Origin of the sequence: Streptomyces sp. NPDC017936, from assembly GCF_044328485.1 — a bacterium.
In the GTDB taxonomy this organism is placed as follows: domain Bacteria; phylum Actinomycetota; class Actinomycetes; order Streptomycetales; family Streptomycetaceae; genus Streptomyces.
This window is the reverse complement of sequence record NZ_JBIRHK010000005.1, coordinates 261,156-281,947: the sequence shown is the minus strand read 5'-3', so window position 1 is coordinate 281,947 and position 20,792 is coordinate 261,156. Positions and strand designations below refer to the sequence as shown.

17 protein-coding genes, 1 tRNA gene and 1 pseudogene are annotated in these 20,792 nt (G+C 72.5%); 6 read left to right on the top strand and 13 right to left on the bottom strand.

The genetic code is table 11. From position 1 onward, the window contains the following. Positions 1-7: 7 nt before the first annotated feature. On the bottom strand, positions 8-1,573 hold the full coding sequence (locus tag ACH4F6_RS13040; RefSeq protein ID WP_397960163.1) for an MFS transporter: 1,566 nt from the start codon (positions 1,571-1,573) through the stop codon (positions 8-10). 62 nt (positions 1,574-1,635) lie between these two features. On the opposite strand from ACH4F6_RS13040, the gene ACH4F6_RS13035 reads away from it, so the two are divergent. Continuing rightward, complete coding sequence (locus ACH4F6_RS13035) at positions 1,636-2,619, top strand: helix-turn-helix transcriptional regulator (RefSeq protein WP_397960162.1); 984 nt, start codon at positions 1,636-1,638, stop codon at positions 2,617-2,619. Positions 2,620-2,637: 18 nt separating this feature from the next. Here ACH4F6_RS13035 and ACH4F6_RS13030 read toward each other — a convergent pair whose 3' ends face one another. The 3 genes from ACH4F6_RS13030 to ACH4F6_RS13020 all read right to left on the bottom strand — a co-directional run bounded on the left by ACH4F6_RS13030 (position 2,638) and on the right by ACH4F6_RS13020 (position 6,286). Then, positions 2,638-3,390, bottom strand: a complete 753-nt coding sequence (locus ACH4F6_RS13030; protein WP_397960161.1) for a TetR/AcrR family transcriptional regulator — start codon at positions 3,388-3,390, stop codon at positions 2,638-2,640. 511 nt (positions 3,391-3,901) lie between these two features. Beyond that, positions 3,902-4,900 (bottom strand): RNA polymerase sigma factor RpoD/SigA, encoded by a 999-nt coding sequence (locus tag ACH4F6_RS13025; RefSeq protein WP_397960160.1) that lies wholly within the window; start codon positions 4,898-4,900, stop codon positions 3,902-3,904. Positions 4,901-5,476: 576 nt separating this feature from the next. After that, complete coding sequence (locus tag ACH4F6_RS13020) at positions 5,477-6,286, bottom strand: dioxygenase (protein ID WP_397960159.1); 810 nt, start codon at positions 6,284-6,286, stop codon at positions 5,477-5,479. A 133-nt stretch (positions 6,287-6,419) separates the two neighbouring features. Between ACH4F6_RS13020 and ACH4F6_RS13015 the strand changes: the two genes are divergently transcribed. Continuing rightward, positions 6,420-6,929 carry a MarR family winged helix-turn-helix transcriptional regulator gene (locus tag ACH4F6_RS13015; protein ID WP_397960158.1) on the top strand — a complete coding sequence of 170 codons (510 nt, stop codon included), beginning with the start codon at positions 6,420-6,422 and terminating at the stop codon, positions 6,927-6,929. Positions 6,930-7,004: 75 nt separating this feature from the next. Here ACH4F6_RS13015 and ACH4F6_RS13010 read toward each other — a convergent pair whose 3' ends face one another. Both ACH4F6_RS13010 and ACH4F6_RS13005 read right to left on the bottom strand, forming a co-directional pair. Continuing rightward, positions 7,005-8,552 (bottom strand): MFS transporter, encoded by a 1,548-nt coding sequence (locus ACH4F6_RS13010; protein WP_397960157.1) that lies wholly within the window; start codon positions 8,550-8,552, stop codon positions 7,005-7,007. 148 nt (positions 8,553-8,700) lie between these two features. Further along, positions 8,701-9,345: a TetR/AcrR family transcriptional regulator gene (locus ACH4F6_RS13005; RefSeq protein ID WP_397960156.1), complete on the bottom strand. Its 645-nt coding sequence runs from the start codon at positions 9,343-9,345 to the stop codon at positions 8,701-8,703. Positions 9,346-9,619: 274 nt separating this feature from the next. On the opposite strand from ACH4F6_RS13005, the gene ACH4F6_RS13000 reads away from it, so the two are divergent. Together ACH4F6_RS13000 and ACH4F6_RS12995 are read left to right on the top strand one after the other, a co-directional pair. Next, the gene (locus ACH4F6_RS13000; RefSeq protein WP_397960155.1) at positions 9,620-10,948 is read left to right on the top strand and encodes a M6 family metalloprotease domain-containing protein; all 1,329 of its coding nucleotides are present in this window, start codon (positions 9,620-9,622) and stop codon (positions 10,946-10,948) included. A 206-nt stretch (positions 10,949-11,154) separates the two neighbouring features. Beyond that, complete coding sequence (locus tag ACH4F6_RS12995) at positions 11,155-12,945, top strand: IclR family transcriptional regulator C-terminal domain-containing protein (RefSeq protein WP_397960154.1); 1,791 nt, start codon at positions 11,155-11,157, stop codon at positions 12,943-12,945. Positions 12,946-13,072: 127 nt separating this feature from the next. Here the strand turns inward: ACH4F6_RS12995 and ACH4F6_RS12990 are convergent, their stop codons facing one another. Continuing rightward, positions 13,073-13,660, bottom strand: coding sequence for an NADPH-dependent FMN reductase (locus ACH4F6_RS12990; RefSeq protein ID WP_397960152.1), 588 nt, complete (start codon positions 13,658-13,660; stop codon positions 13,073-13,075). A 173-nt stretch (positions 13,661-13,833) separates the two neighbouring features. Beyond that, positions 13,834-14,745, bottom strand: coding sequence for an NADP-dependent oxidoreductase (locus ACH4F6_RS12985; protein WP_397960150.1), 912 nt, complete (start codon positions 14,743-14,745; stop codon positions 13,834-13,836). A 313-nt stretch (positions 14,746-15,058) separates the two neighbouring features. Here ACH4F6_RS12985 and ACH4F6_RS12980 point away from each other — a divergent pair. Then, positions 15,059-15,131 (top strand) — tRNA-Arg (locus ACH4F6_RS12980). A gap of 125 nt (positions 15,132-15,256) precedes the next feature. Here ACH4F6_RS12980 and ACH4F6_RS12975 read toward each other — a convergent pair. Continuing rightward, on the bottom strand, positions 15,257-15,730 hold the full coding sequence (locus ACH4F6_RS12975) for a hypothetical protein (RefSeq protein WP_397960148.1): 474 nt from the start codon (positions 15,728-15,730) through the stop codon (positions 15,257-15,259). A 166-nt stretch (positions 15,731-15,896) separates the two neighbouring features. Continuing rightward, positions 15,897-16,532: a TetR/AcrR family transcriptional regulator gene (locus ACH4F6_RS12970; RefSeq protein WP_397960146.1), complete on the bottom strand. Its 636-nt coding sequence runs from the start codon at positions 16,530-16,532 to the stop codon at positions 15,897-15,899. Between the two features lie 107 nt (positions 16,533-16,639). On the opposite strand from ACH4F6_RS12970, the gene ACH4F6_RS12965 reads away from it, so the two are divergent. Then, positions 16,640-17,578: an alpha/beta hydrolase gene (locus ACH4F6_RS12965; protein WP_397960144.1), complete on the top strand. Its 939-nt coding sequence runs from the start codon at positions 16,640-16,642 to the stop codon at positions 17,576-17,578. A 264-nt stretch (positions 17,579-17,842) separates the two neighbouring features. On the opposite strand, the pseudogene ACH4F6_RS12960 reads toward ACH4F6_RS12965, so the two are convergent. The 3 genes and pseudogenes from ACH4F6_RS12960 to ACH4F6_RS12950 form a co-directional block, all read right to left on the bottom strand. After that, a pseudogene (locus ACH4F6_RS12960) lies at positions 17,843-18,999 on the bottom strand (tyrosine-type recombinase/integrase). A gap of 233 nt (positions 19,000-19,232) precedes the next feature. Further along, entirely contained in the window at positions 19,233-19,727 is a 495-nt protein-coding gene (locus ACH4F6_RS12955; RefSeq protein WP_397960142.1) for a lamin tail domain-containing protein, read from the bottom strand. A gap of 243 nt (positions 19,728-19,970) precedes the next feature. Then, positions 19,971-20,642 (bottom strand): enoyl-CoA hydratase-related protein, encoded by a 672-nt coding sequence (locus ACH4F6_RS12950; RefSeq protein WP_397960140.1) that lies wholly within the window; start codon positions 20,640-20,642, stop codon positions 19,971-19,973. Between the last annotated feature and the right edge of the window lie 150 nt (positions 20,643-20,792).

Here is a 20,792-nt window from a genome sequence, read left to right as displayed (position 1 = left end):
CCGGTGGTCAGCCCACGAGCTCCCGCTCCGGCTGCGCACCGGACGCGGGCGTCCGCCGCCCCGCGCCCGCGAGGGGCTCCCCGTCCGCCGGCGGCTCCTCGTCCACCGCTCCTTCCACGTGCTGGGCCGGACGCTTCGGCAGGGCGAACATGATCAGGAAGATGGCGCCCATCACCGCGGCCACCCACCCGAGGGCGTACTGGAAGGCCGCGACGAACTCCGGGCCCACCTCGGCCGGCCGCAGCCGGTCGCCGATCCGTCCGAAGAAGACCACGGACACCAGGCCGAGCCCGAGCGCGTTGCCCATCTGCTGCACGGTGTTGATGAGCCCGGACGCCGAACCGGCGTGGGCGCGCGGCACCTCCGACAGCACCGCGTCCGTCAGCGGGGCGACGATCAGCCCCATCCCGACGCCCATCACGACCAGCGGCAGCGCCATCTGCCAGGAGGTGATGCCGAGGCCGTACCGCTCGGCCTCCCACAGGTAGAGCAGGACACCCGCGGCCATGCTCAGCGCGCCGGCCTGGAGCACCTTGCGGCCGAAGCGCGGGACCAGCTTCTGGACGGACAGCCCGGCGGCCGTCGAGACGGCGAGGGAGAACGGGATGCCGGTCAGCCCGGCGCGCAGCGCGCTCCAGCCCAGGCCGTCCTGCATGTACAGCGTCCAGACCAGGAAGAAGATGCCGAGGCCGATGCCGAAGACCGTCTGCACCGCGATCCCGGCCGCGAAGCTCTTCACCCGGAACAGGGAGAGCTCGATCAGCGGCGAACCGTCCCGCGCGCCCTTGCGCCGCTCGTACGCGACGAGCGCCGCGAAGACGCCGAGCGCGCCGGCCATCGACGCGTACCCCCACAGCGGCCAGCCCAGCTCACGACCGCGGGTGAGCGGGTAGAGCAGCATCAGCAGGCCCAGGGTGACGAGCGCGACGCCGACGAGGTCCAGCCTGAGCGCCTTCGGCGCGCGGGACTCGGTGATGAAGCGGCTGCCGAGGACCAGGCCGGCGACGCCGACGGGCAGGTTGATCAGGAAGATGGGCCGCCACTCCAGCCCGAACAGGTTCCACTCCGTCAGCAGCGCGCCGAGCAGCGGCCCGGAGACGGCGCCCAGCCCGACGATCGCGCCGAAGAGCCCGAACACCTTCCCGCGCTCGTGCGCCGGGAAGGTGGCGTGCACGATCGACAGGACCTGCGGCACCATCAGCGCGGCCATGCCGCCCTGGAGGACGCGCGAGGCGACCAGCATCTCGGGGCCGGCGGCGAAGCCGCACAGCGCGGAGGCGAGGGTGAAGCCGCCGATGCCGACGAGGAACACCCGCTTGCGGCCGTGGATGTCGCCGAGCCGGCCCCCGGTGATGAGACCGGCGGCGAAGGCGAGGGCGTAGCCGGCGGTGATCCACTGGATCTGGCTGAAGGAGGCGCCCGCGTCCCGCCGGATGGCGGGGATGGCGATGTTGACGATCGTGACGTCGACGAGGTCCATGAAGGCCGCGGTCATCACGATCGCGAGGGCGAACCAGCGGCGGCGGTCGCCCGCGGCGCCCCGGGGCGCGGGGGTGGCTTCGGTGGAGGTCATGCCATGACAGTAGGAAGGCAATAGGCCGGATCGTGTCCTATTGGTGGGGCATTCTCGTCCCCATGACGACGGACACTCCGGCACGGCTGCTGCAGCTCCTCTCGCTCCTCCAGACGCCCCGCGAATGGCCCGGCGGCGAGCTCGCCGACCGGCTCCGGGTGTCCCGCCGCACGGTCCGGCGGGACATCGACCGGCTGCGCGAACTGGGCTATCCCGTACAGGCGACCAAAGGCTCGGACGGCGGATACCGGCTGGTCGCGGGCAAGGCCATGCCGCCGCTGGTCCTCGACGACGAGGAGGCGGTGGCGATCGCGGTCGGCCTGCGCGCGGGCGCCGGACACGCGGTGGAGGGGGTGGACGAGGCGTCGGTGCGGGCACTGGCCAAGCTCGAGCAGGTGCTGCCCTCCCGGCTGCGGCACCGGGTCTCCACCCTCCAGGCCGCCACCACACCGCTGACCAGCGGGGACGGGGCGAGCATCGCGCCCGAGACGCTCACCGTCATGGCGTCCACGGTGGCCGGCCGGGAGCGGCTGCGGTTCGCCTACCGCGCGAAGGACGGAACCGAGTCGCGCCGGCTGACCGAGCCGTACCGGCTGGTGTCGACCGGACGGCGCTGGTACCTCGTCGCCTACGACCTCGAACGGCAGGACTGGCGGACGTTCCGCGTGGACCGGGTGCGCGAGCCGTTCGCCACCGGGGCCCGGTTCGCGCCGCGGGAGGTGCCGGAGGGGGACGCGGCGGAGTACCTGCGGCAGTCCATCCAGCGCCGGCAGGAGACGTACCCGTTCGAGGTCGCCTTCGCGGCGCCGGCGGACTTCGTGGCGGGGCGGTTGCCGGCGTGGTACGGGCGGCCGGTGGAGAGGGAGGACGCCCCGGGCGAGTGCGTGCTCCACGAGGTCACCGGCGATCCGGTGGAGTGGCTCGCGGTGCGGCTGGCGATGCTGGGGTGCGAGTTCTCCGTACGGGGGCCGGGCGAACTGGTGGAGTGCGTGAGGGGACTGGGCGCGAGGCTGACGAGGGCGGGGGGTTGCGGCGAGGCCGAGTAGACCACCCGCCCTTCTCCTTCACCGGTCCTCTCGGCCCCCGCCCTCTGCGTCCGTCCACCGGAAGCCCCGCAGCGCCTCGAGGTTCCGCAGGGCCAGGGCGGCCGGTCCCTCCGGTCCGCTCGCCGGGCTGTCGGTCATGGCCCAGCTCTCCACGGCCACCCTCACCGCGGCGTCCGCGACCGCCGCGGTGAAACGCTCGTGGGCGGTGGGAGGGGGCGCGGGAACGTCCTCGGGGCGGGGGGCGGCGGGGTCGGCGGGAGCCGGCTCGGCAACGTTGTCGGGCCGGGCCGAGCGCGCCGCGAGGATCTCCGCGAGCACCCCCTCCGACGTGCGGCAGACCTCGGCCCAGACCTTGCTCAGCGCCGGACTGCTCGCCGCCAGGCGGATCAGGGTGCGGGCCCACTCCCAGGAGGCCGCCGAGACGGCGGCGCCGGGCGTCAGCGTGTGCCGTACGGCGTGTTCGAGCGCCTCCGGCACCGGCAGGTCGGGCGGGGCGTCGCGCACCGCCTCGGCCCAGCGCTGGGCGCCGGCCGTGTAGAGGGGGGCGACGGCCTCCTCCTTGGTGGCGAAGTACCGGTAGAAGGTGCGCGGGGCGACGCCGGCGGCCTGGGCGATGTCCTCGGCACGGGTGGCCTTCAGGCCCCGGCGCACGAAGAGGCCGGCCGCCGCTCGGGCGATCTCCATCCTCGTCGCCGCTTTGCGTCGCTCGGTCAGCGACGTGGGGGCGGGCGTGCCGGACGAGGGCGGTGGTGCGGGGGTGGAGCTGCTCACGTCGGCAGGCTATGCCCATGTGGCAGAATCTGCCATCCGGGCGGGCCACCCCGGGGTTCAGGTACGGGGTGCCCCGCCCCCTTCAGCGTGCGCGCCCACGGATCGGGCGCTCCGGGAGCGGAAGGAGCCGGGCCCCGGCGCCCGGGGGGACAGGCGCCAGGCCCGGCTCGGGGAAGTCCCGGCGCCGGGGGGAGTGCGTCGGGACGTGGTCCGGGGGTCGTGCGGAGCGGTTTCGGGTGGGTGCCGAGCGGTGCGTGGACGGAACGGCGCAGTGCGGAAACGAAGCTCTCGCGAAGGACTGCGGGGTCCGAGGGATCCGAACTCCCGTGCCCAGAAGTCTTGTTCCCCCGGTCCCCCCGGTTGAAGCGGCGTTGTAGCGCCATCCTTGCGCGGACTTTCGCCACCCGGCGCACGCCGGTGGCGTGAGCCCGCCGCGGCTCCCCGTCGGCCACGTCACGCCGGCCGCGGGCCCACTCGCGTCCGCGGCAGCGCCCGGTCCGCCCCGCGTCGCCTACGCCGCCGCCTCGAACCCGGTGTCGCGGGCCAGCTTCTTCAGCTCCAGCAGCGCGTGCTTCTCGATCTGCCGGATCCGCTCGCGGGTGAGGCCGTGCTCCTTGCCGACCTCGGTCAGGGTGCGCTCCCGGCCGTCCTCGATGCCGTACCGCATCTTGATGATCGAGGCGGTGCGCGGTTCGAGGCGGTCGATCAGGCCGTCCAGCTCCTCGCTGCGCAGCAGCGTGAGCACGGACTGCTCCGGGGAGACGGCGGAGGTGTCCTCGAGCAGGTCGCCGAACTGGGTCTCGCCCTCGTCGTCGACCGACATGTTCAGCGAGACCGGGTCACGGGCCCAGTCGAGGACGTCGATGACGCGCTCCGGCGTGGAACCGAGCTCGGTGGCGATCTCGGCGGGCTCCGGCTCGCGGCCGTGCTCCCGGTTGAACTCGCGCTGGACGCGGCGGATACGGCCCAGCTCCTCCACCAGGTGGACGGGCAGCCGGATCGTGCGCGACTGGTCCGCTATCGAGCGGGTGATCGCCTGGCGGATCCACCACGTCGCGTACGTGGAGAACTTGAAGCCCTTGCGGTAGTCGAACTTCTCGACCGCGCGGACCAGGCCGGCGTTGCCCTCCTGGATCAGGTCGAGCAGGGGCAGACCGCTGCGGGGGTAGCGGCGGGCGACCGCGACGACCAGACGCAGGTTGGAACGGATGAAGACGTCCTTGGCGTGCTCCGCCTCGGCGACGAGCGCCTCGAGCTCCTCGCGGGAGGCGTCCGCCTTGGACTCCTCGTACCCGTCGAGGACCTGCTGCGCGAACACACCCGCCTCGATGATCTGCGACAGCTCGACCTCCTTGGCCGCGTCGAGCAGGGGCGTGCGCGCGATTTCGTCGAGGTACATGCCGACCAGATCGCGGTCGGCGATCTCGCCGCCGTGGACGCGAACGCTGCTTGCCGCGTCGGCCGTCTCGCCGGTGGCGGACTGACGACGGGCGACGGCACGGGTTGCCATGCGTGCTCCCTTGCGATGGTGGGTCAGCGGGTGGTCCGTGGACACCGGGCAACCGCTCGGGTCCTCCCGGGACTCTCCTCGGGACTCTCCTCGGGTGCCCTGCATCCGATGGAAACAACGACTGGAATCAGGACAGAATTCCCAAGCCGCCCCACTTTTTCTCTGACCTTGCAGTACCCTGTCCGCCGCACGGAGCGGAGCAGGACCCCGGAGCGGGCAGATCCGCAGGTCAGGCCGTGCGTCCTGGCGGTCTCACGGGCCTCGGTGGCCTCTGCGGCCACTCCGTCGGTGAGATGCCCTTCACAGCGGGGACACGGCGATTTCCCTCGGGAGGGCGTCGCCCTCGACCGCTCTCCCACCCCTGAAGACGACCCGCGCCCGCCGAAGGTTGCCGGGAGGGCGGCCCACGACGGAACTCACAGCGGATTCCCAGGGACCTCCCGCCCGGAGCACCGCTCCCTCGCCGCCCTCCGCCCCCGCGAACCGCCCCCGTCCCCCGCCTCGCCCCGGCCGGCCCCGTCGCCCAGCCGAACCCCACCGGACCGACCGAGCGGCACGGCCGGCCGCCCCCGTCGCTCAGCCGAACTGCACCGAACGCTTCGCCAGCCCCATCCAGAACCCGTCGATCACCGACTTCTGCGCACCCAGCTCACCGGCGGCCTCCGCCGCCCCCATGGTCACGAACAGCGGGGCGAAGTGCTCGGTGCGCGGGTGGGCGTAGCGGCCCGCCGGAGCCTTGTGCAGGAAGTCCAGCAGGGCGTCCCAGTCGCGGGTCTCCAGGGCGCGGCGGCCCCAGTCGTCGAACTCCGCCGACCAGGTGGGCACTCCCGGGCCGGTGTGCCGCAGCGCGGCCAGGTTGTGGGTGAAGAAGCCGGAGCCGACGATCAGGACGCCCTCGTCGCGCAGCGGGGCGAGCCTGCGGCCGATCTCCATCAGCCTGACCGGGTCGAGGGTCGGCATGGAGATCTGGAGGACCGGGATGTCGGCCTCGGGGAACATCTCGACGAGCGGGACGTAGGCGCCGTGGTCGAGGCCGCGGTCGGGGATGTCCTGCACGGGCGTGCCGGGGGCGCGCAGCAGCTTGCGCACGGATTCGGCGAGCTCCGGCGCGCCGGGGGCCTCGTACGTCACCCGGTAGTAGTGCTCGGGGAAGCCCCAGAAGTCGTGGACCAGGGGGACCGTCTCGACGGCGCCGAGGGCGAGCGGGGCCTCCTCCCAGTGGGCGGAGACCATGAGGATCGCCTTGGGGCGGGGCAGGCCGGCGGACCAGGCGGCGAGCTGGCCGGGCCAGACGGGGTCGTCCGCGAGCGGCGGGGCGCCGTGGCTGAGGTAGAGGGCGGGCATGCGCACCTGGGGGACGGCACGCTCCGGGGCGGTGGCGGACATGACGGCGGCTCCCTCCGAGGCCCTCTCGACAGGTCCTCGTGTCCATCATTGTTTGAACTCTAAATTTCCTGACACCCTCACTGTAGGCACCACTTGTTTAAAATTCAAGGACAGGCCCCGTACAGTGGGATCCATGACGAAGGCAGCCGCATCCCCTGACGAGCCCCAGTGGCTCACCGCGGAGGAGCAGCGCATCTGGCGCTCCTACCTGCACGCCACCTACCTGCTCGAGGACCACATGGACCGCCAGCTCCAACGCGACGCGGGCATGCCCCACGTCTACTACGGTCTCCTCGTCAAGCTCGCCGAGTCCCCCCGCCGGCGTCTGCGCATGACCGAGCTGGCCATGCACGCCAAGATCACCCGCTCCCGCCTCTCCCACGCCGTCGCCCGTCTGGAGAAGAACGGATGGGTGCGGCGCGAGGACTGCCCCTCGGACAAGCGGGGCCAGTTCGCGGTCCTCACCGACCAGGGCATGGAGGTGCTGAAGGCCGCCGCGCCGGGCCACGTGACCGCCGTGCGCAACGCGCTCTTCGACCGGCTCACCCCCGAACAGCAGAAGTCCCTCGGCGAGATCATGGAGATCGTCGCCGAGGGACTCCAGCCCAACGAAGCAGGCGCCGACCTGCCCTGGCTGCGCTAGGCCGGCACCCGCACGCCCCCCGGCCGGCACGCCGGTCCGTACGTCAGCCGGCCGGTGGGCCGAGGGGCTCCGGGATCAGTGGGCGATCACGGGCACCGGCACCGCGTCCTCGGCGGCCTCGCCGTCCCGGGCGCCCGAGCCGCTCACCACGCCCATGTCCGGCTTGCCGGCGTTGACGAGGGTCAGGACGATGACGGCGGCGGCCACCAGGATGCCGACGGCGAACCAGATCGCGCTGGTGTAGCCGTGGACCATGCCCTCCAGCTGGACCAGCTGCTGCTGCGGCCGGGAGCCGGCGGAGGCGAGGTGGTCCTTGATGTAGGACGTCGTCGCGGAGGCGGCGACCGTGTTCAGCAGGGCGGTGCCGATCGCGCCGCCCACCTGCTGCGAGGTGTTGACCATCGCGGAGGCGACACCGGCGTCCCGCGGCTGCACGCCCTGGGTGGACAGGGACATGGCCGGCATGAACGCCGTGCCCATGCCGAGACCCAGCAGCACCATCCCCGGCAGCAGCACGCCCGCGTACGAGGAGCCGATCTCCATGCGGGTCAGCAGCAGCATGCCGAGCGCGGCGACCAGGAAGCCCGGGCCCATCAGCAGGCGCGGGGCGACCCGGGTCATCAGCCGGGTGCCGATCTGGGTGGAACCGGTGATCATGCCCGCCACCATCGGCAGGAACGCGAAGCCGGTCTTCACCGGCGTGTAGCCCTTCACGACCTGCAGGTAGTAGGTCAGGAAGAGGAACAGGCCGAACATCGCGATGATCGCGAGGCCGAGGGAGAGGTAGACGCCGCCGCGGTTGCGCTCGGTGACCACGCGCAGGGGCAGCAGCGGGGCCTTGACCTTGGACTCGACGAGCACGAAGGCGAGCAGCAGGACGCCGGAGGCGACGAACATGCCGACGGTCAGGGAGTCGCTCCAGCCCTCGGACTCGGCGCGGGTGAAGCCGTAGACGAGGGCCACCAGGCCCAGGGTGGACAGGATCACGCCCGGGATGTCGAGCGGCGAGCGGTTGCGGCCGCCCTCCGGCTCACGGATGACGAAGTAGGCGCCGGCCGCGGCCACGACGGCGAACGGGATGTTCACGAAGAACGTCCAGCGCCAGTCCAGGTACTCGGTGAGGAAGCCGCCGAGGATCAGGCCGACGGCACCGCCGCCGCCGGCGATCGCGCCGTAGATGCCGAACGCCTTGGCGCGCTCCTTGGCGTCCGTGAACGTCACGGCGAGCAGCGAGAGCGCGGCGGGCGCGAGCAGCGCGCCGAAGACGCCCTGGAGGGCGCGGGCGCCGAACATCATCGCCTCGTTGGTCGCCGCGCCGCCCAGCGCGGAGGCCGCGGCGAAGCCGGCCAGGCCGACGACGAAGGCGCGCTTGCGGCCCCACAGGTCGGCGATGCGGCCGCCGAAGAGGAGGAGTCCGCCGAAGGCGAGGGCGTACGCCGTGACGACCCACTGGCGGTTGCCGTCGGAGATGCCGAGGTCCTGCTGGGCGGAGGGCAGGGCGATGTTCACGATGGTCGCGTCGAGGACGACCATCAGCTGGGCGAGGGCGATGAAGACGAGCGCCTTCCAGCGCCCCGGATCGGGCTGGAGGGCGCCGGGCGCCTTGGTGGCTGTTTCAGACATGGGGGTACCCACTTCGGGACTTCGTGACGGAAAAACGTGAAGAATCAGAAAAACAGCGCAGAAAGCAGAAAAAGTGCGGTGAAGGGACGGCTCGTCCACGGCGACGGCCGGGGCATCGGGTCGGGGTGGGCCGGGCCGGCCCGCTCGGTCAGGCCTGGCGCAGGTCCTCCATGGTCACGGCCGTGCCCGTCAGGACGGACCGGGCGGGCGCCCGCAGTCCGTCCAGGAACAGTTGCAGATGACGGTGGGCGAAGCGGTCGACGATCGGGCAGCCGGTGCCCGCCGGCGGCCGGCTGAGCTGGGCCACGGCGACCATCAGGTCCCCGACGCCGACGTCCCCGCGGAGCTGCCCGGCCTGCCGGGCGCGCTCCATGAGCTCCTCGACGAGCCGCTCGGCGCGCAGCCGGGCGGCCACGAGATCCGGGTGCTCCTCGTCGAACGTGCTGGCGACCATCGGGCACAGGGCGCTGACCCGCTCGTCGGCGGCCACGTGCACGAAGCGCTCCAGGGCGCCGAAGGCGTCGCCCGTCTCGTCGAGCGCCTGCAGGGCCGCCTCGGCCGTCCGGTCCATGACGGCGCAGACGACCTCGCGGACCAGCGCGTCCCGGTCGGGGAAGTGGCGGTACACCGTGGCGTTGCCGACGCCGGCCCGGCGGGCGATGTCGTCGAGCGGCACGTCGGGGCCGAGTTCGACGAACATCTCGCGGGCGGCGGTGACGATCCGCTCCCGGTTGCGCAGGGCGTCGGCGCGCGGCCGGGTCGTCCTGCGCTGCGCGGGGGCTGCGGTCTGCACGGCGTACTCCTCGGAAGGGAAGGGAACCGATCCGGGGACGCTGTCCCCGTTTCGCTGTGACACCTGATCAAACGGGGATGCGGTCCCCGGTTATTTCCCCGGGAGCGCGTCTTTTCGTGTGACCTGGCTCACACACCCTCACACCCGCGCCCACCTGCGACTATCCCCCGTCCCACGATCGGCCGCCCCAGCGCGCGTTCCGCCCGGCTCCGACCGAGGGTGATCGCAAGGGTGCAGTCGGTGACGGCGGCTGCCCGGAGCGAGAGGTTCCTGCATGCAGCCGCAGCCCGAGCGCCCCGGGGAAGCCCACCAGGGCACGCCTCCGGAGCCGCTCCACCGTCGGATACGCCCGCGCCGCACGGCCGCTCTCGCGTCCGTGACGGCGCTGATCCTCGCGGTCAGCACCTCGGCCGGCTCCCAGGGCCCGCACCCGGGTCCGGCGCCGGCCGGCGCGGGACCCGTCCCGCTGGCCCGCTCCGCGGCCCTCGCCCCCTGCATGATCAACGGCGACTCGTCCGTCCAGATGTCGGAGGGCGTGCCGACGCCCGGCGGCTACGTGCGCTCCACGGGCACCGTCCGCGCCCTCACCCTGATGATCGACTTCTCGGACGCGCCGGGCCGGGGCGACGCGCGGGACCGCTTCCGCGAGTTCCTCCCGCAGACCCGCAAGTGGTTCGCCACCGCCTCCTACGGCCGCCTCGACTACCGGCCCGAAGCACCCGTGCCGCGCTGGCTGCGCATGCCCAGGTCGTTCAAGGCGTACGGCATAGAGCGCGGCGCGCCCTTCGAGCCCGGCTACCGCGAGCTGGTCCAGGACATCGTGGCCGCCGCCGACCCGGCCGTGGACTTCCGGTCGTACGACCTGCTGAACGTGCTGGTCACCCCGAACGCCGGGCCCTCCGCGCTGGACACCGTCCTGTCCGTGACGTTCGCCGGCAACGCCGAGGCCCCCGTGGCCGACGGGGTCGCCGTCTCCAACGCCTCCTTCGTCTACTCCCGCCAGGACGACGGCTCCGGCTCCTACGCGGACACCGGCTACCGCGTCCTGCCGCACGAGAACGGCCACGTCTTCGGCCTGCCCGACCTCTACACCCAGGAGGGCGGGGGCGCCGTCGGGCACTGGGACATCATGAGCGAGGACTGGGGCGCCAACAACGACCTGCTCGGCTGGCACAAGTGGAAGCTGGGCTGGCTGGGCGCCGGCCAGCTCCACTGCGCCGCCGGCCGCGGCACGGCCGAGTACCCCCTCACCCCCCTGTCCCGGCCGGGCGGCCCCAAGCTGCTGTTCGTCCCGCTCGACCGCCGCACCGGGTACGCCGTCGAGCTGCGCACCCGCGGCGGCAACGACGAGGCGGTGTGCCGTCCCGGCATCCTCGTCTACCGGGTCGACGCGGACGTCGACACCGGCATGGGCCCGGTCACCGTCTACGACTCCCAGCGCGACAGCGGCGGCTGCACCCGCAGCCCCAACGTCCACGCGGAACTCTCCGACGCCCCCTTCGTCCCCGGCGAGACCTTCAAGGACCCCGGGCGCGGCGTGCAGATCTCGGTCACCGCGGCCGACCTGGAGGGCACGTACCGGGTCCGGGTGACACGACGGTAGCGGCCGCGGGCCGGGTGCGCGCCGGGGACGGGGGCGGGGCGGCGGGCGGACCCGGTGGGCAGGGCGCGCTGGGCGGTGCGCCGGCGGGCGGGGCGGCCGGGACGGTCGCGAAGGCGGGCGGGGCGGCCGCGAAGGCGGGCGGGGCGGCCGTGGGGGCGGGCGGGCGGATTACCGTAGGCCTGCCGCGACCGCCGTACGGAGAGCCGATGTCCGCGAAGACGACCACGCCCGCCCGGGAGACGACCGTTGTGCCGCCCGTCCCGGACGAGGCGGTCACCCCGCTGATCCGTGGGGTCGCCGTGCTGACGCAGCTGACGGCGGCGGGCGGCACGATGAGCCTGAGCGGCCTGGAACGCGCCACCGGCCTCGCCCGTTCCACGGTCGACCGCATCGCCGCGACCCTGGCCCGCATGGGGTACGTGCGCCTCGACGGCCGTGACGCCGTCCTCGCACCGCCCGTGATGGAGCTGGGCAACGCGTACCTGGCGGCCCTGCGGCTGCCCGCCCTGCTGTCGGCGCGGGCCGACGCCCTCGCCGACGAACTCGACGAGTCCGTCTCCCTCGCGGTCGCCGACCGGGACGGCATCCGTTTCATCCACCAGGCGACCCGCCGCCGCGCGATGTCCCTCAGCTTCCGCATCGGCGACCTGCTCCCCGCCGAACGCACCGCGCCGGGCCCCCTGTTCGCCACGGAGTGGACGGACACGGACTGGGAGCGCTGGCGCGCCCGCCGGGCCGCGGACCCCCGGGACCTGGACTTCCCGGCGGTCCCCCCGCGCGAACCGCGCGGAGCGGCCGGGAACGACGGGAACGGCGGACACGACGGGAATCACAGGAACGACGGGGCCGACGAGGCCGACGAGGCCGACGGGGGCGACGGGGGCGACGGGGGCGACGGGGGCGACGGGGACTTCGCTCGGCGGACCGCTCTCGCGGCGGCGGAGGGCTGGGCGCTGGACGACCAGCTGATCGAACCGGGCCTGGTGGCGGTCTCGGCGCCGGTGCGCGACCCCCGCACCTCCCGGATCGCGTGCGTGGCGAACGTCGTCAGCCACACCAGCCGCCACTCGGCCGACGGCCTGCGCGGCGCGCTGCTGCCGCGGCTGCGGACGGCGGTGGCCGCGATGGAGGAGGACCTGCTCCAGGCCCCGCCCGCCGAGCCGGGCCCGCCGCCCGCGGGCCTGGCGGTGTGGACCGGCGCCTCGAAGCAGGAGCTGGGCCGGGAGTTCGTCGAATCCCTCGCCCGCGGCCTGACCGTCCTGACGGCGTTCGGCGAGGGCCGGTCGGCCCTGACCCTGGCCGAGGTGGCGAAGGCGACGGGCCTGGCCCGGGCCACGGCCCGGCGGGCCCTGATCACCTACGACCACCTGGGCCTGGTGGTCCCGAACGCCGACCGCACCTTCACCCCCACCCCGCGCGTCCTCTCCCTCGGCTTCCCGCCGCTGTCCCGGACGTCGCTGACGCGGATCGCCGAACCGCATCTGGCGGAACTGTCCGCCCGGGTGCACGAGTCGGCGTCGCTGGCGGTGCTGACGCCGTCCCGGGAGGAGATCCAGTACACGGCGCGCGCGGCCACGAGGCGGGTCATGAGCGCCGACATCACGATCGGCACGCGGCTGCCCGCGTACGCGACGTCGCTGGGGCGGGTGCTCCTGGCCGACCTCCCGGACGAGGACCTCGCGTGGGGCGAGCGGGCGGCGCTCACGCCCCGCACGGTCACGGCCCCCTCGGCCCTGGCGCGGACCCTCACCGAGGTCAGGGAGCGGGGATACGCCCTGGTCGACGAGGAGCTGGAGGCGGGGCTGCGGTCGGTCGCGGTACCGGTGCGGGACCGCACGGGCCGGGCGGTGGCCGCGGTGGACGTCGCGATGCACGCGGCGCGGCGGTCGGTGGAGGAGTGCGTGCGGGAGGTGCTGCCGGAGCTGGTCCGCACGGCCGCGCGGATCGAGGGCGAGCTGTCCGTGGCGGCACGGTTCACCCGGGTCCCGCCGGCCTGACCCGACGCGGCCCCCGCCCCCGGGGCCGCGGCGCGCCGGGCGGCACGCCGTGGCGGTGGCGGGACTCGCGCACCGAGGTGGTGCCCGGATGTCCCGGCCCGGCCGCCACGGATCGCGCGCTCCCGCCTCAGCCGTCGTACGGCCGGGCCGCACGGCCCTCGCGCAGGGTCAGGCCCCACCAGGCGAGCTGGTCCAGGAGCACGGCGGCCGCCTTGCCGGCGCCGTCCTCGTCGTGCGGGCGACCCTCGTCGTCGAACTTCTCCCAGACCATGGGGAAGCTGACGGTGTCGCGCAGCGTGACGGCGTGCATCTCCGCGAAGACCTGGCGGAGCTGCTCCACGGCCCGGTGGCCGCCGGCCATGCCGCCGTAGGAGACGAAGGCGACCGGCTTCGCCCGCCACTCGCGGTAGACGTAGTCGATGGCCAGCTTCAGGGAGGCCGGGTAGCCGTGGTTGTACTCGGGCGTGACGACGACGAAGCCGTCGAGCCCGCCGATGCGCTCGGCCAGGGTCGGGGCGCCGTCCGAGGCGGGCGACTGCTCCAGGGTGAGCTTGAGCTCGTCGACGAGGGCGGGTTCGGACAGGTCGATGACGTGGGTCTCCATGTCGTCGCGCCGGCGGATCTCGGACAGGAACCACTGCGCGACCGTGTCGGCCAGCCGGCCGGTGCGCACGCTGCCGATGACGATGCCGATCTTGAGCGGGGTCTGGGACATGCGGGGTCCTCGTTTCGGAGAGCCGAAGGGAAACCGGAAAGGACGAAGGAAAGGAAGGGAGCGAGGCAGAAGAGGAGGAACGGCAGCGAGACGGCGGACGCGGCCCGGGGGAGGGACGCACGACCGCGGCGCTCCCCACGTCGCCGCCCCGCCACCCCGCCCCGCCGGGCGGCTCAGTCGACCAGCAGGACGATCTTTCCGCGGCCGTGGCCGGTCTCCAGTTCGCGGTGCGCCTCGGAGGCCCGTGCCAGCGGGAGGGTCCTGCGGACGTGGACCTCGAGCCTGCCGTCGGCCACCAGGGAGGCCAGTTCGGCGAGCCGCGCCGCCGAGCGCCGGCTGCGGATCCAGCGCACGCCGAGCTCCTCGTGGACGTCGTGGGCGAAGATCGTGCCGACCCGGTCCCTGTCCCCGACCAGTTCGGCCGCCACCCGCAGGCCGTCGGCGCTCGCGGTGTCCAGGGCCACGTCCACGCCCTCGGGGGCCGCCGCGCGCACCCGGTCGGCCAGGCCCGCACCGTAGGTGACGGGGACGGCGCCCAGCTCGCGCAGGTAGGCGTGGTTCTCCTCGCGGGCGGTGGCGATCACCTTGGCGCCGCGCAGCACCGCGAGCTGTACGGCGATCGTGCCGACACCGCCCGCGGCGCCGTTGACCAGGACGGTCTCGCCCTCCGCCACGCCCAGGACCTCGATCGCGGTGTGCGCGGTCTGGCCGGAGGCGGACAGACCGCCGGCCACCGCCCAGGACAGCGCGGCGGGCTTGGCCACGAGCTGCTCGGCGGGCGCCACGACGTACTCGGCGTAGGTGAGCTGCGTGCGGTAGCCCAGTACCTCGTCACCGGCGGAGAACGCGGTGACGCCGTCACCGACCGCGTCCACCACGCCGGCGAAGTCGCCGCCGGTGATGTGCGGGAAGGTGACGGTGAACCCGGGCGGGCTCCAGCCCCGCCGCACCGCGCAGTCGGTGGGCTGGGCCCCGGCCGCCTTCACCCGCACCCGCACCTCCCCCGCCCCCACCCCGGGAACGGGAACCTCCATCACCTCGAGGACCTCGGGCCCCCCGAAACCACGGAACGCGACAGCCTTCACGCCCAACTCCCCCTCATCACAATGGACTTGAGATCAGGCCCCTCCGCCGGGCCCGTGCGACGAACGTAAAATCTCAAGTCCACTTGAGGTCAAGCAGCACCCACCCTCACCACACGGCCCCCACCCGCCCCACGCCTCCCACAGGCAACAGCCGGCGCCGACCCCATGACGAACGACACCCGCCCACCCCCGGCCCCCACGGCAACCGCCCCCTCTACGAGACCCCTCCGCCTCACCGACAACCCCCGCCCCCACTCCCCCCTCCCATCCGCTAACCTGTTGGAACCGCCCTCAGGGGCGACCAGCAAGCCCTGCCTTCGTAGCTCAGGGGATAGAGCACCGCTCTCCTAAAGCGGGTGTCGCAGGTTCGAATCCTGCCGGGGGCACAGGCAGAAGGGCCAGCTCAGGAGGGGTTTCCTCCCAGGCTGGCCCTTCGTCGTTCCAAGGGCCGTGCCACAGGCGTGCCACTACGCCCGTTCGGCGGCTCGTCAGAGGGGGGAAGGGATACCCGCTACTCCGCGACGAAAGGCGCATACCCGATCGCCACCTCACTGACCTGCAAGTCCGAGAAGAGCAGGGTGAGACGGTGTGCGTTGGTCTCGATGCAGACCTCATGGAAGTCGATCCCCACAGCTTGCGCCCAACGGCGGGTCACTTCCGACGGCGGGAGGACCTTCGCACCTGGATACAAGCAGTGCCACTTCACACCCCAGACGCATCCGTCGAGGTCGACGCCGGCCTCATGATCGATGAGACGGTCGTCCAAAGAGACACTCCAGGTCTCCGGCAGCACGGACGACTCGCACCGGGCCTCGACGCAGTACCGGAAGAGATACCGCAGATACGCCGGCTCGACACCGGTGCGGGGATCCGCCGTCACGTAGACGATGACCTCGTAGTCGCGCATGTAGCTGGTGTATCCGTGGTGGACGACGGCGTGATCGAAGATCTCGTCCAACATCTGTTCAAGCACCGCGGCGTCCATGCGACCGTTTCCATCCCACGCGATCAGCCCCTGACAGCCGGATATCTACCGGTGCCAGGGGACTGAGGACTCCGCGAGGATCGCTCGAATACGTCTTAGTGCCTGTTTCTGGACGCTGTATCAGCAGGTCAAAGGGTGTTAGTGGTGAGCTGGCGCCCGCGAGCCGCTACCGGACGAGGTAGCTCTCGATATGGTCGATCACCGCTGACACGGCCTGCCGGTAGGCGGTGCTCGACCGGCGGACCTGGGACAGCAGCATGCCGCCCTGGATGGCGGCCAGCAGAGCGGTGGCGAGCGCGGCGGTATCGGCGCGCTCGCTCAGCTCGCCCCGCGCCTGCATGCGTGCGAGCCCGGACCTGATGGGGCCTTCCCACCGGTCGAAGGCGGAGACGAGTCTGGTCCGCGCCGACTGATCACTGTCGGCGAGTTCGCCGGCGAGCGAGCCGATCTCGCAGCCGCCTTCGCATCCTCTCGCGTCTTGCCGGCTCCCTGCCCTGTCGCACCACTCGCGCAGGGCCTCGATGCTGTCCAGGTTGTCCAGCAGCGGACGCTGCTGGGCGAGCCGGGTGTCCGTCTGGTGGTCGATGACCGCCAGGACCAGGCCCTGCTTGTCGCCGAAGTAGTGGTAGATCTGCGACGCGCTGACCCCGGCGGCCGCCTGGATGTCCGGGATGCTCGTGCCTCCCACGCCGCGGTGGAACATCAGTCCCGCGGCGGCCTCGATGATGCGTTCGCGGGTCTTGCGGCCGCCCTTGGTGAGCCGCTGCCCCTTCGACTCTCCGGCCTTCGCTGGTGCGCTCATATGCCCACGCTACCCAAATTGGAATTGACATTCCAACTATGCTCCACCAATGATCCTGGAAAGGTCATTCCATACCGGGTGGCCGTCTCTTCGGACAGGTGAGTGCCATGCCCCTCGACCCCCAGATCGAGACCCTGCTCAAGAAAGTGGCCGCGGGAGGCGGACCGGCCCCCGAAACCCTGACGGTGGCGGAGAACCGGGCGTTCGGGCGCGCCTTCGGCGCCCTGGCCGGCGATCCCGTACCGGTCGCCGACGTCCGGGACACCACGGTGCCTGCCGACGGCCGCGACATACCCGTCCGCATCTACCGACCCTTCACTCAGCCGGGCGCCGGGCCACTGCCCATAACGCTCTTCTTCCACGGCGGCGGATGGGTCTTCGGCGACCTGGACACTCAGGACAACATGGCCCGCACCGTGACCAGCCGCTCCGGCACGATCGTGGTCTCCGTCGACTACCGGCTGGCACCCGAGCACCGCTTCCCGGCCGCGGTCGACGACGCCTGCGCCGCGCTGACCTGGGTTGCGGACAACGCCCCCGGCTTCGGGGGCGACGGAGAGCGCATCGCCGTGTTCGGCGAGAGCGCCGGCGGGAACCTTGCCGCGGTGCTCGCACAGGAATCCCTGCGCCGCGGGGGACCTCGCATCATGCTTCAGGTGCTCGCCTACCCGGCGGTCGACCGGTTCGACGACAGCCCCTCGATGTACGAGAGCATGGCGGGCCCGGTCCTCTCCCGTTCCTACCTCGAGTGGTTCTGGGGTGCCTACCTCAGCACCCCGGACCAGGGCGCCGACCCGCGGGTCTCGCCGGCACGCTCCCAGGAACTGGCCGGACTTGCTCCTGCCGTCATCGCCACCGCCGAGAACGACCCCCTGCGCGACCAGAGCGCCCACTATGCCCGCAAGCTGGCCGACGCCGGCGTGCCGGTCCAGCACCTCCCGGTCGAAGGAGCCGTTCACGGCTTCCTCTCGTTCACCGGCTCGGTGCAACTCTCGCGGGACGTACTGAACCAGCTCGCGGACGCGGTGGCCACAGCCTTCAACTGACCTGGCCTGTGCGGCACCGCCAGCCGCCGGTCTTCTGCCGCACGCAAGCAGGACAGCGACCGCCACTGTGCCGACCCCTGCTGTGAAGCGGCTGGTCCGGGGCTGCCCGGACCAGCCGCTTCGGCTGCGGCAGCTCGTGGCCGTCCCGACCGATGAGCCCTTCGGCAACCGGTCACTGCGACCGGTTGCCGAAGGGCAGGCCCTCACGCCCAAAGTGCCGGAACAGACCCTGACCAGCCCAGAAGGAGGTTCAGGCACAGGCACTCAGCCAGGAGCTTCCTCTCCCCCACCTTCGCGGATCATGGCTCCGAGCCGGTCGGCAATGGCCCGGTCCCGATCGCTGGTCATGTGCTGGTAGATCAGCGCGGCCCGGGAGCTGCTGTGCCCCATGCGGGTCATCAGCTCCCGCGTGCTGGCCCCGGCTTCGAGGCCAGCGTGTTGCCCGTGTGCCGAAGGTCGTGGAAGTGCAGCTCGGCCATGACGCCCGCGGCCTTCCGGGCCTTGACCCAGTCGTCGCGGAAGTTGCTGCGCCGCAGCTGTCCGCCCTGCGGCCCGACGAAGACGTGCCCGTCACGGCCGGGAGCGGTGAAGTGCTCCAAGTGGTGCGTGACCGTGTCGAGCAGTTCCGCCGGGAAGGAGACGGAGCGGACCCCGGCCGCGGATTTCGGCGCCTTGTCGAAGAGCCGGCCGTCCTGCAGCTCGGCCTGAGCGCGGCGCACGGTGACGGTCAGCCCTTCCAGGTCGATGTCCCGGCGCCGCAGGGCCGCCAGCTCCCCGAACCGCAGGGTGGTGAAGGCCGCCAGGAGCACGAGCAGCCGGTAGCGCGGTGCGATGGAGTCGGCGACGGCGAAGACCTCCGCCACCGTGAGGACCGGCCGCTCGGGCACGTCGTAGCGGTCCGCGCCCTTGATGCGGCACGGGTTGCGCCGGATCAGCTCGTCGTCCACGGCCGTGTTCATCAGGGCGCGCAGCAGCTGGTACGCCTTGACGACCGACGGCTCACCGACGCCGGCCGCGAGGAGCTTGCCGCGCCAGCTCCGCACTCGGGCCGTCGTCACGTCGGCCACGCTCCCGGCCCCGAAGGTGGGCAGGATGTGCAGCCGCATCACCGACTCGTTCCGCTCGCGGGTGCGGTCGGCGAGCTTGCGGTCCCGCAGCCACGCGGTGGCGTACTCGGCGAAGTTCACTGCCCCGGCGTCCGGGTCCGACCACTGCCCGCGCGCGATGTCCGACTCGATGTGAGTCAGGGCAACTTGGGCATCGGTCTTGGTCGCGTACGTCTTCTCCGCCGGACGCAGTTGCCCCGTCTCCGGGTCCCGGTAGCGGACCTGCCAACGGCCGGACGGAAGCTGCCGGACCGAGCCGAAGTCCCTACGCCTCCCCTTCTTACGAGTTGGTGCGTGATAGCGGGTGTCGCAGATTCGAATCTGCCGGGGCGCAGGCAGGAGGGCCGGATCAGGAGGGGTTTCCTCCTGGGCCGGCCCTTCGTCGTGCCGCACGCGTGTCACTGGGGCCCGTGCGGAGTTCGCATCCCCTGGCCGGGGCTCCTCCCCCGCCTGGTCACGTCGAAGTCGTGCTTGGCCGCGCCAGGTACGCCACGGCGGTATATGGAGCTGCCGAGCCCCTGTCGGGGCGGCGGCCGGATGCGGCGTGGTCAGCCGTGGTAGGTGATGTAGCCGTTGCCGTCCGCGTCGTTGGCGCGCTTGGTGTAGGAGTGGACGTCGGCGCGGGAGCCGTTGGGCTTGATCAGGTAGATGGTGTCCTTGTCGTTGTTCCATATGAAGTTGCAGTTCTGGCGGTAGACCACGTTCTTGGCGTCGGAGTCGGTGCCGCGGCCGCCGCGCAGCTTGACGTAGTCGCCGGGCTCGAGCTTGTGGCTGGCGGGGAAGGTGAACCTGTTCCCGGCGGCGTCCTTGACGACGTAGCCCTTGAGGTCGACCGTCGCGGTCCGCGAGTAGTTCTTGACCGTCAGGTACTCGTCCTTGGTGTTGCCGCCCGAGCAGCGGTTGGAGTCGCTGCCCGGCGCGTCGTACTGGACGCCCTTGACCTTCAACGCCGAGGAGTACTCGGTGGCCTGGGCCGGGGCGGCGGTGATGACGGCGATCGTTCCGGCCGCGGCGGTGGCGGCGAGTGCGTGGCGCATGCGCATGAGGAATTCCCCCCTCAGTGGTGCGAACGGAGCGCCAGGAGCATATCCGGGAAGTGGTCAAAGAGTGAACCAGTTGCGGGGGTCAGGTGAAGATCACGTGTGGGATCGATGGCTGCGCCTGTCGCGCGGCGGTGGTGCGGCCTTCCTACGGTGAGTCAGGGGCGTTTGCCGGGACGGCATTCCCGGGCTGCGGGGCGACGGTCCCCTCCCGGGGAATCGAGCCTCCCGCAGCCCCGGAGCGGTTCAGCCGAGGGGGGCGGCGGTGTCGTGGAGGGTGGCCAGGGTCGGGGCGTACATGCGGGCCTTGATGGTGGCGAGGGTGCCGCCGGCCTTGCCCGCCTGCGCCCGGGCGATCTCGACGGCGGTGGAGCGCACCGCGTCCTCGGCGACCGCCCGGTCGACGATGCCGGCGGCCGCCGCGTCCGCGCCGCCGTAGCGGCGGGCGGTGACCATGGCCTCGTGCGCCGTCTGCGGCGCCAGGCGGGACTGGATGAGGGCGGCCATCCCGGGGGTGAAGGGGATGTCGATGTCCGCCTCGGGCAGGCACCAGAAGCCCCGGTCGGCGCGCATGACGCGGAAGTCGTGGGCGAGGGAGAACATCGCGCCGGCGGCGAAGGTGTGCCCCTGCAGCGCGGCCACGGTGACGACCGGCAGCGACAGCAGCCGCGCGAACAGTTCGTGCACGGAGACGACGTAGTCGTGGTACTGGTCGGCGTGGGCGAACAGCCAGTCCAGGTCGAGGCCGTTGGAGTAGAACTTGCCCGTGGCGGCGGTGACCAGGGCGCGGGGGCCCTCCGCTTTCTCGACCTCCTCCAGGGCGGCGCCGACAGCGGCGATCCAGTCGGGGTGGAAACGGTTCTCCCCGTCCCCCAGGTCCAGGACGAAGACGTTGTCCTGACGGTCGAGCGAGGGCATGGCGACTCCTTCGGGTGGACGGGTGGAGCTGCCGGAAGGGGCGGGGTCCGGGTGCCGGGGACCGGCTTCACCCGTCCACACCGCCGCCTTCCCGACGCCGGAGCGCGGCGCAGCCCCCTTCGGGCTACCGGTCGGTAACTTATGGGGGCG

Coding starts and splice junctions, on each gene's coding strand:
- ACH4F6_RS13040 (WP_397960163.1), bottom strand. CDS start 1,573: ATGACCTCCACCGAAGCCACCCCCGCGCCCCGGGGCGCCGCGGGCGAC.
- ACH4F6_RS13035 (WP_397960162.1), top strand. CDS start 1,636: ATGACGACGGACACTCCGGCACGGCTGCTGCAGCTCCTCTCGCTCCTC.
- ACH4F6_RS13025 (WP_397960160.1), bottom strand. CDS start 4,900: ATGGCAACCCGTGCCGTCGCCCGTCGTCAGTCCGCCACCGGCGAGACG.
- ACH4F6_RS13020 (WP_397960159.1), bottom strand. CDS start 6,286: ATGTCCGCCACCGCCCCGGAGCGTGCCGTCCCCCAGGTGCGCATGCCC.
- ACH4F6_RS13015 (WP_397960158.1), top strand. CDS start 6,420: ATGACGAAGGCAGCCGCATCCCCTGACGAGCCCCAGTGGCTCACCGCG.
- ACH4F6_RS13010 (WP_397960157.1), bottom strand. CDS start 8,552: ATGTCTGAAACAGCCACCAAGGCGCCCGGCGCCCTCCAGCCCGATCCG.
- ACH4F6_RS13000 (WP_397960155.1), top strand. CDS start 9,620: ATGCAGCCGCAGCCCGAGCGCCCCGGGGAAGCCCACCAGGGCACGCCT.
- ACH4F6_RS12995 (WP_397960154.1), top strand. CDS start 11,155: ATGTCCGCGAAGACGACCACGCCCGCCCGGGAGACGACCGTTGTGCCG.
- ACH4F6_RS12990 (WP_397960152.1), bottom strand. CDS start 13,660: ATGTCCCAGACCCCGCTCAAGATCGGCATCGTCATCGGCAGCGTGCGC.
- ACH4F6_RS12975 (WP_397960148.1), bottom strand. CDS start 15,730: ATGGACGCCGCGGTGCTTGAACAGATGTTGGACGAGATCTTCGATCAC.
- ACH4F6_RS12970 (WP_397960146.1), bottom strand. CDS start 16,532: ATGAGCGCACCAGCGAAGGCCGGAGAGTCGAAGGGGCAGCGGCTCACC.
- ACH4F6_RS12965 (WP_397960144.1), top strand. CDS start 16,640: ATGCCCCTCGACCCCCAGATCGAGACCCTGCTCAAGAAAGTGGCCGCG.
- ACH4F6_RS12955 (WP_397960142.1), bottom strand. CDS start 19,727: ATGCGCATGCGCCACGCACTCGCCGCCACCGCCGCGGCCGGAACGATC.
- ACH4F6_RS12950 (WP_397960140.1), bottom strand. CDS start 20,642: ATGCCCTCGCTCGACCGTCAGGACAACGTCTTCGTCCTGGACCTGGGG.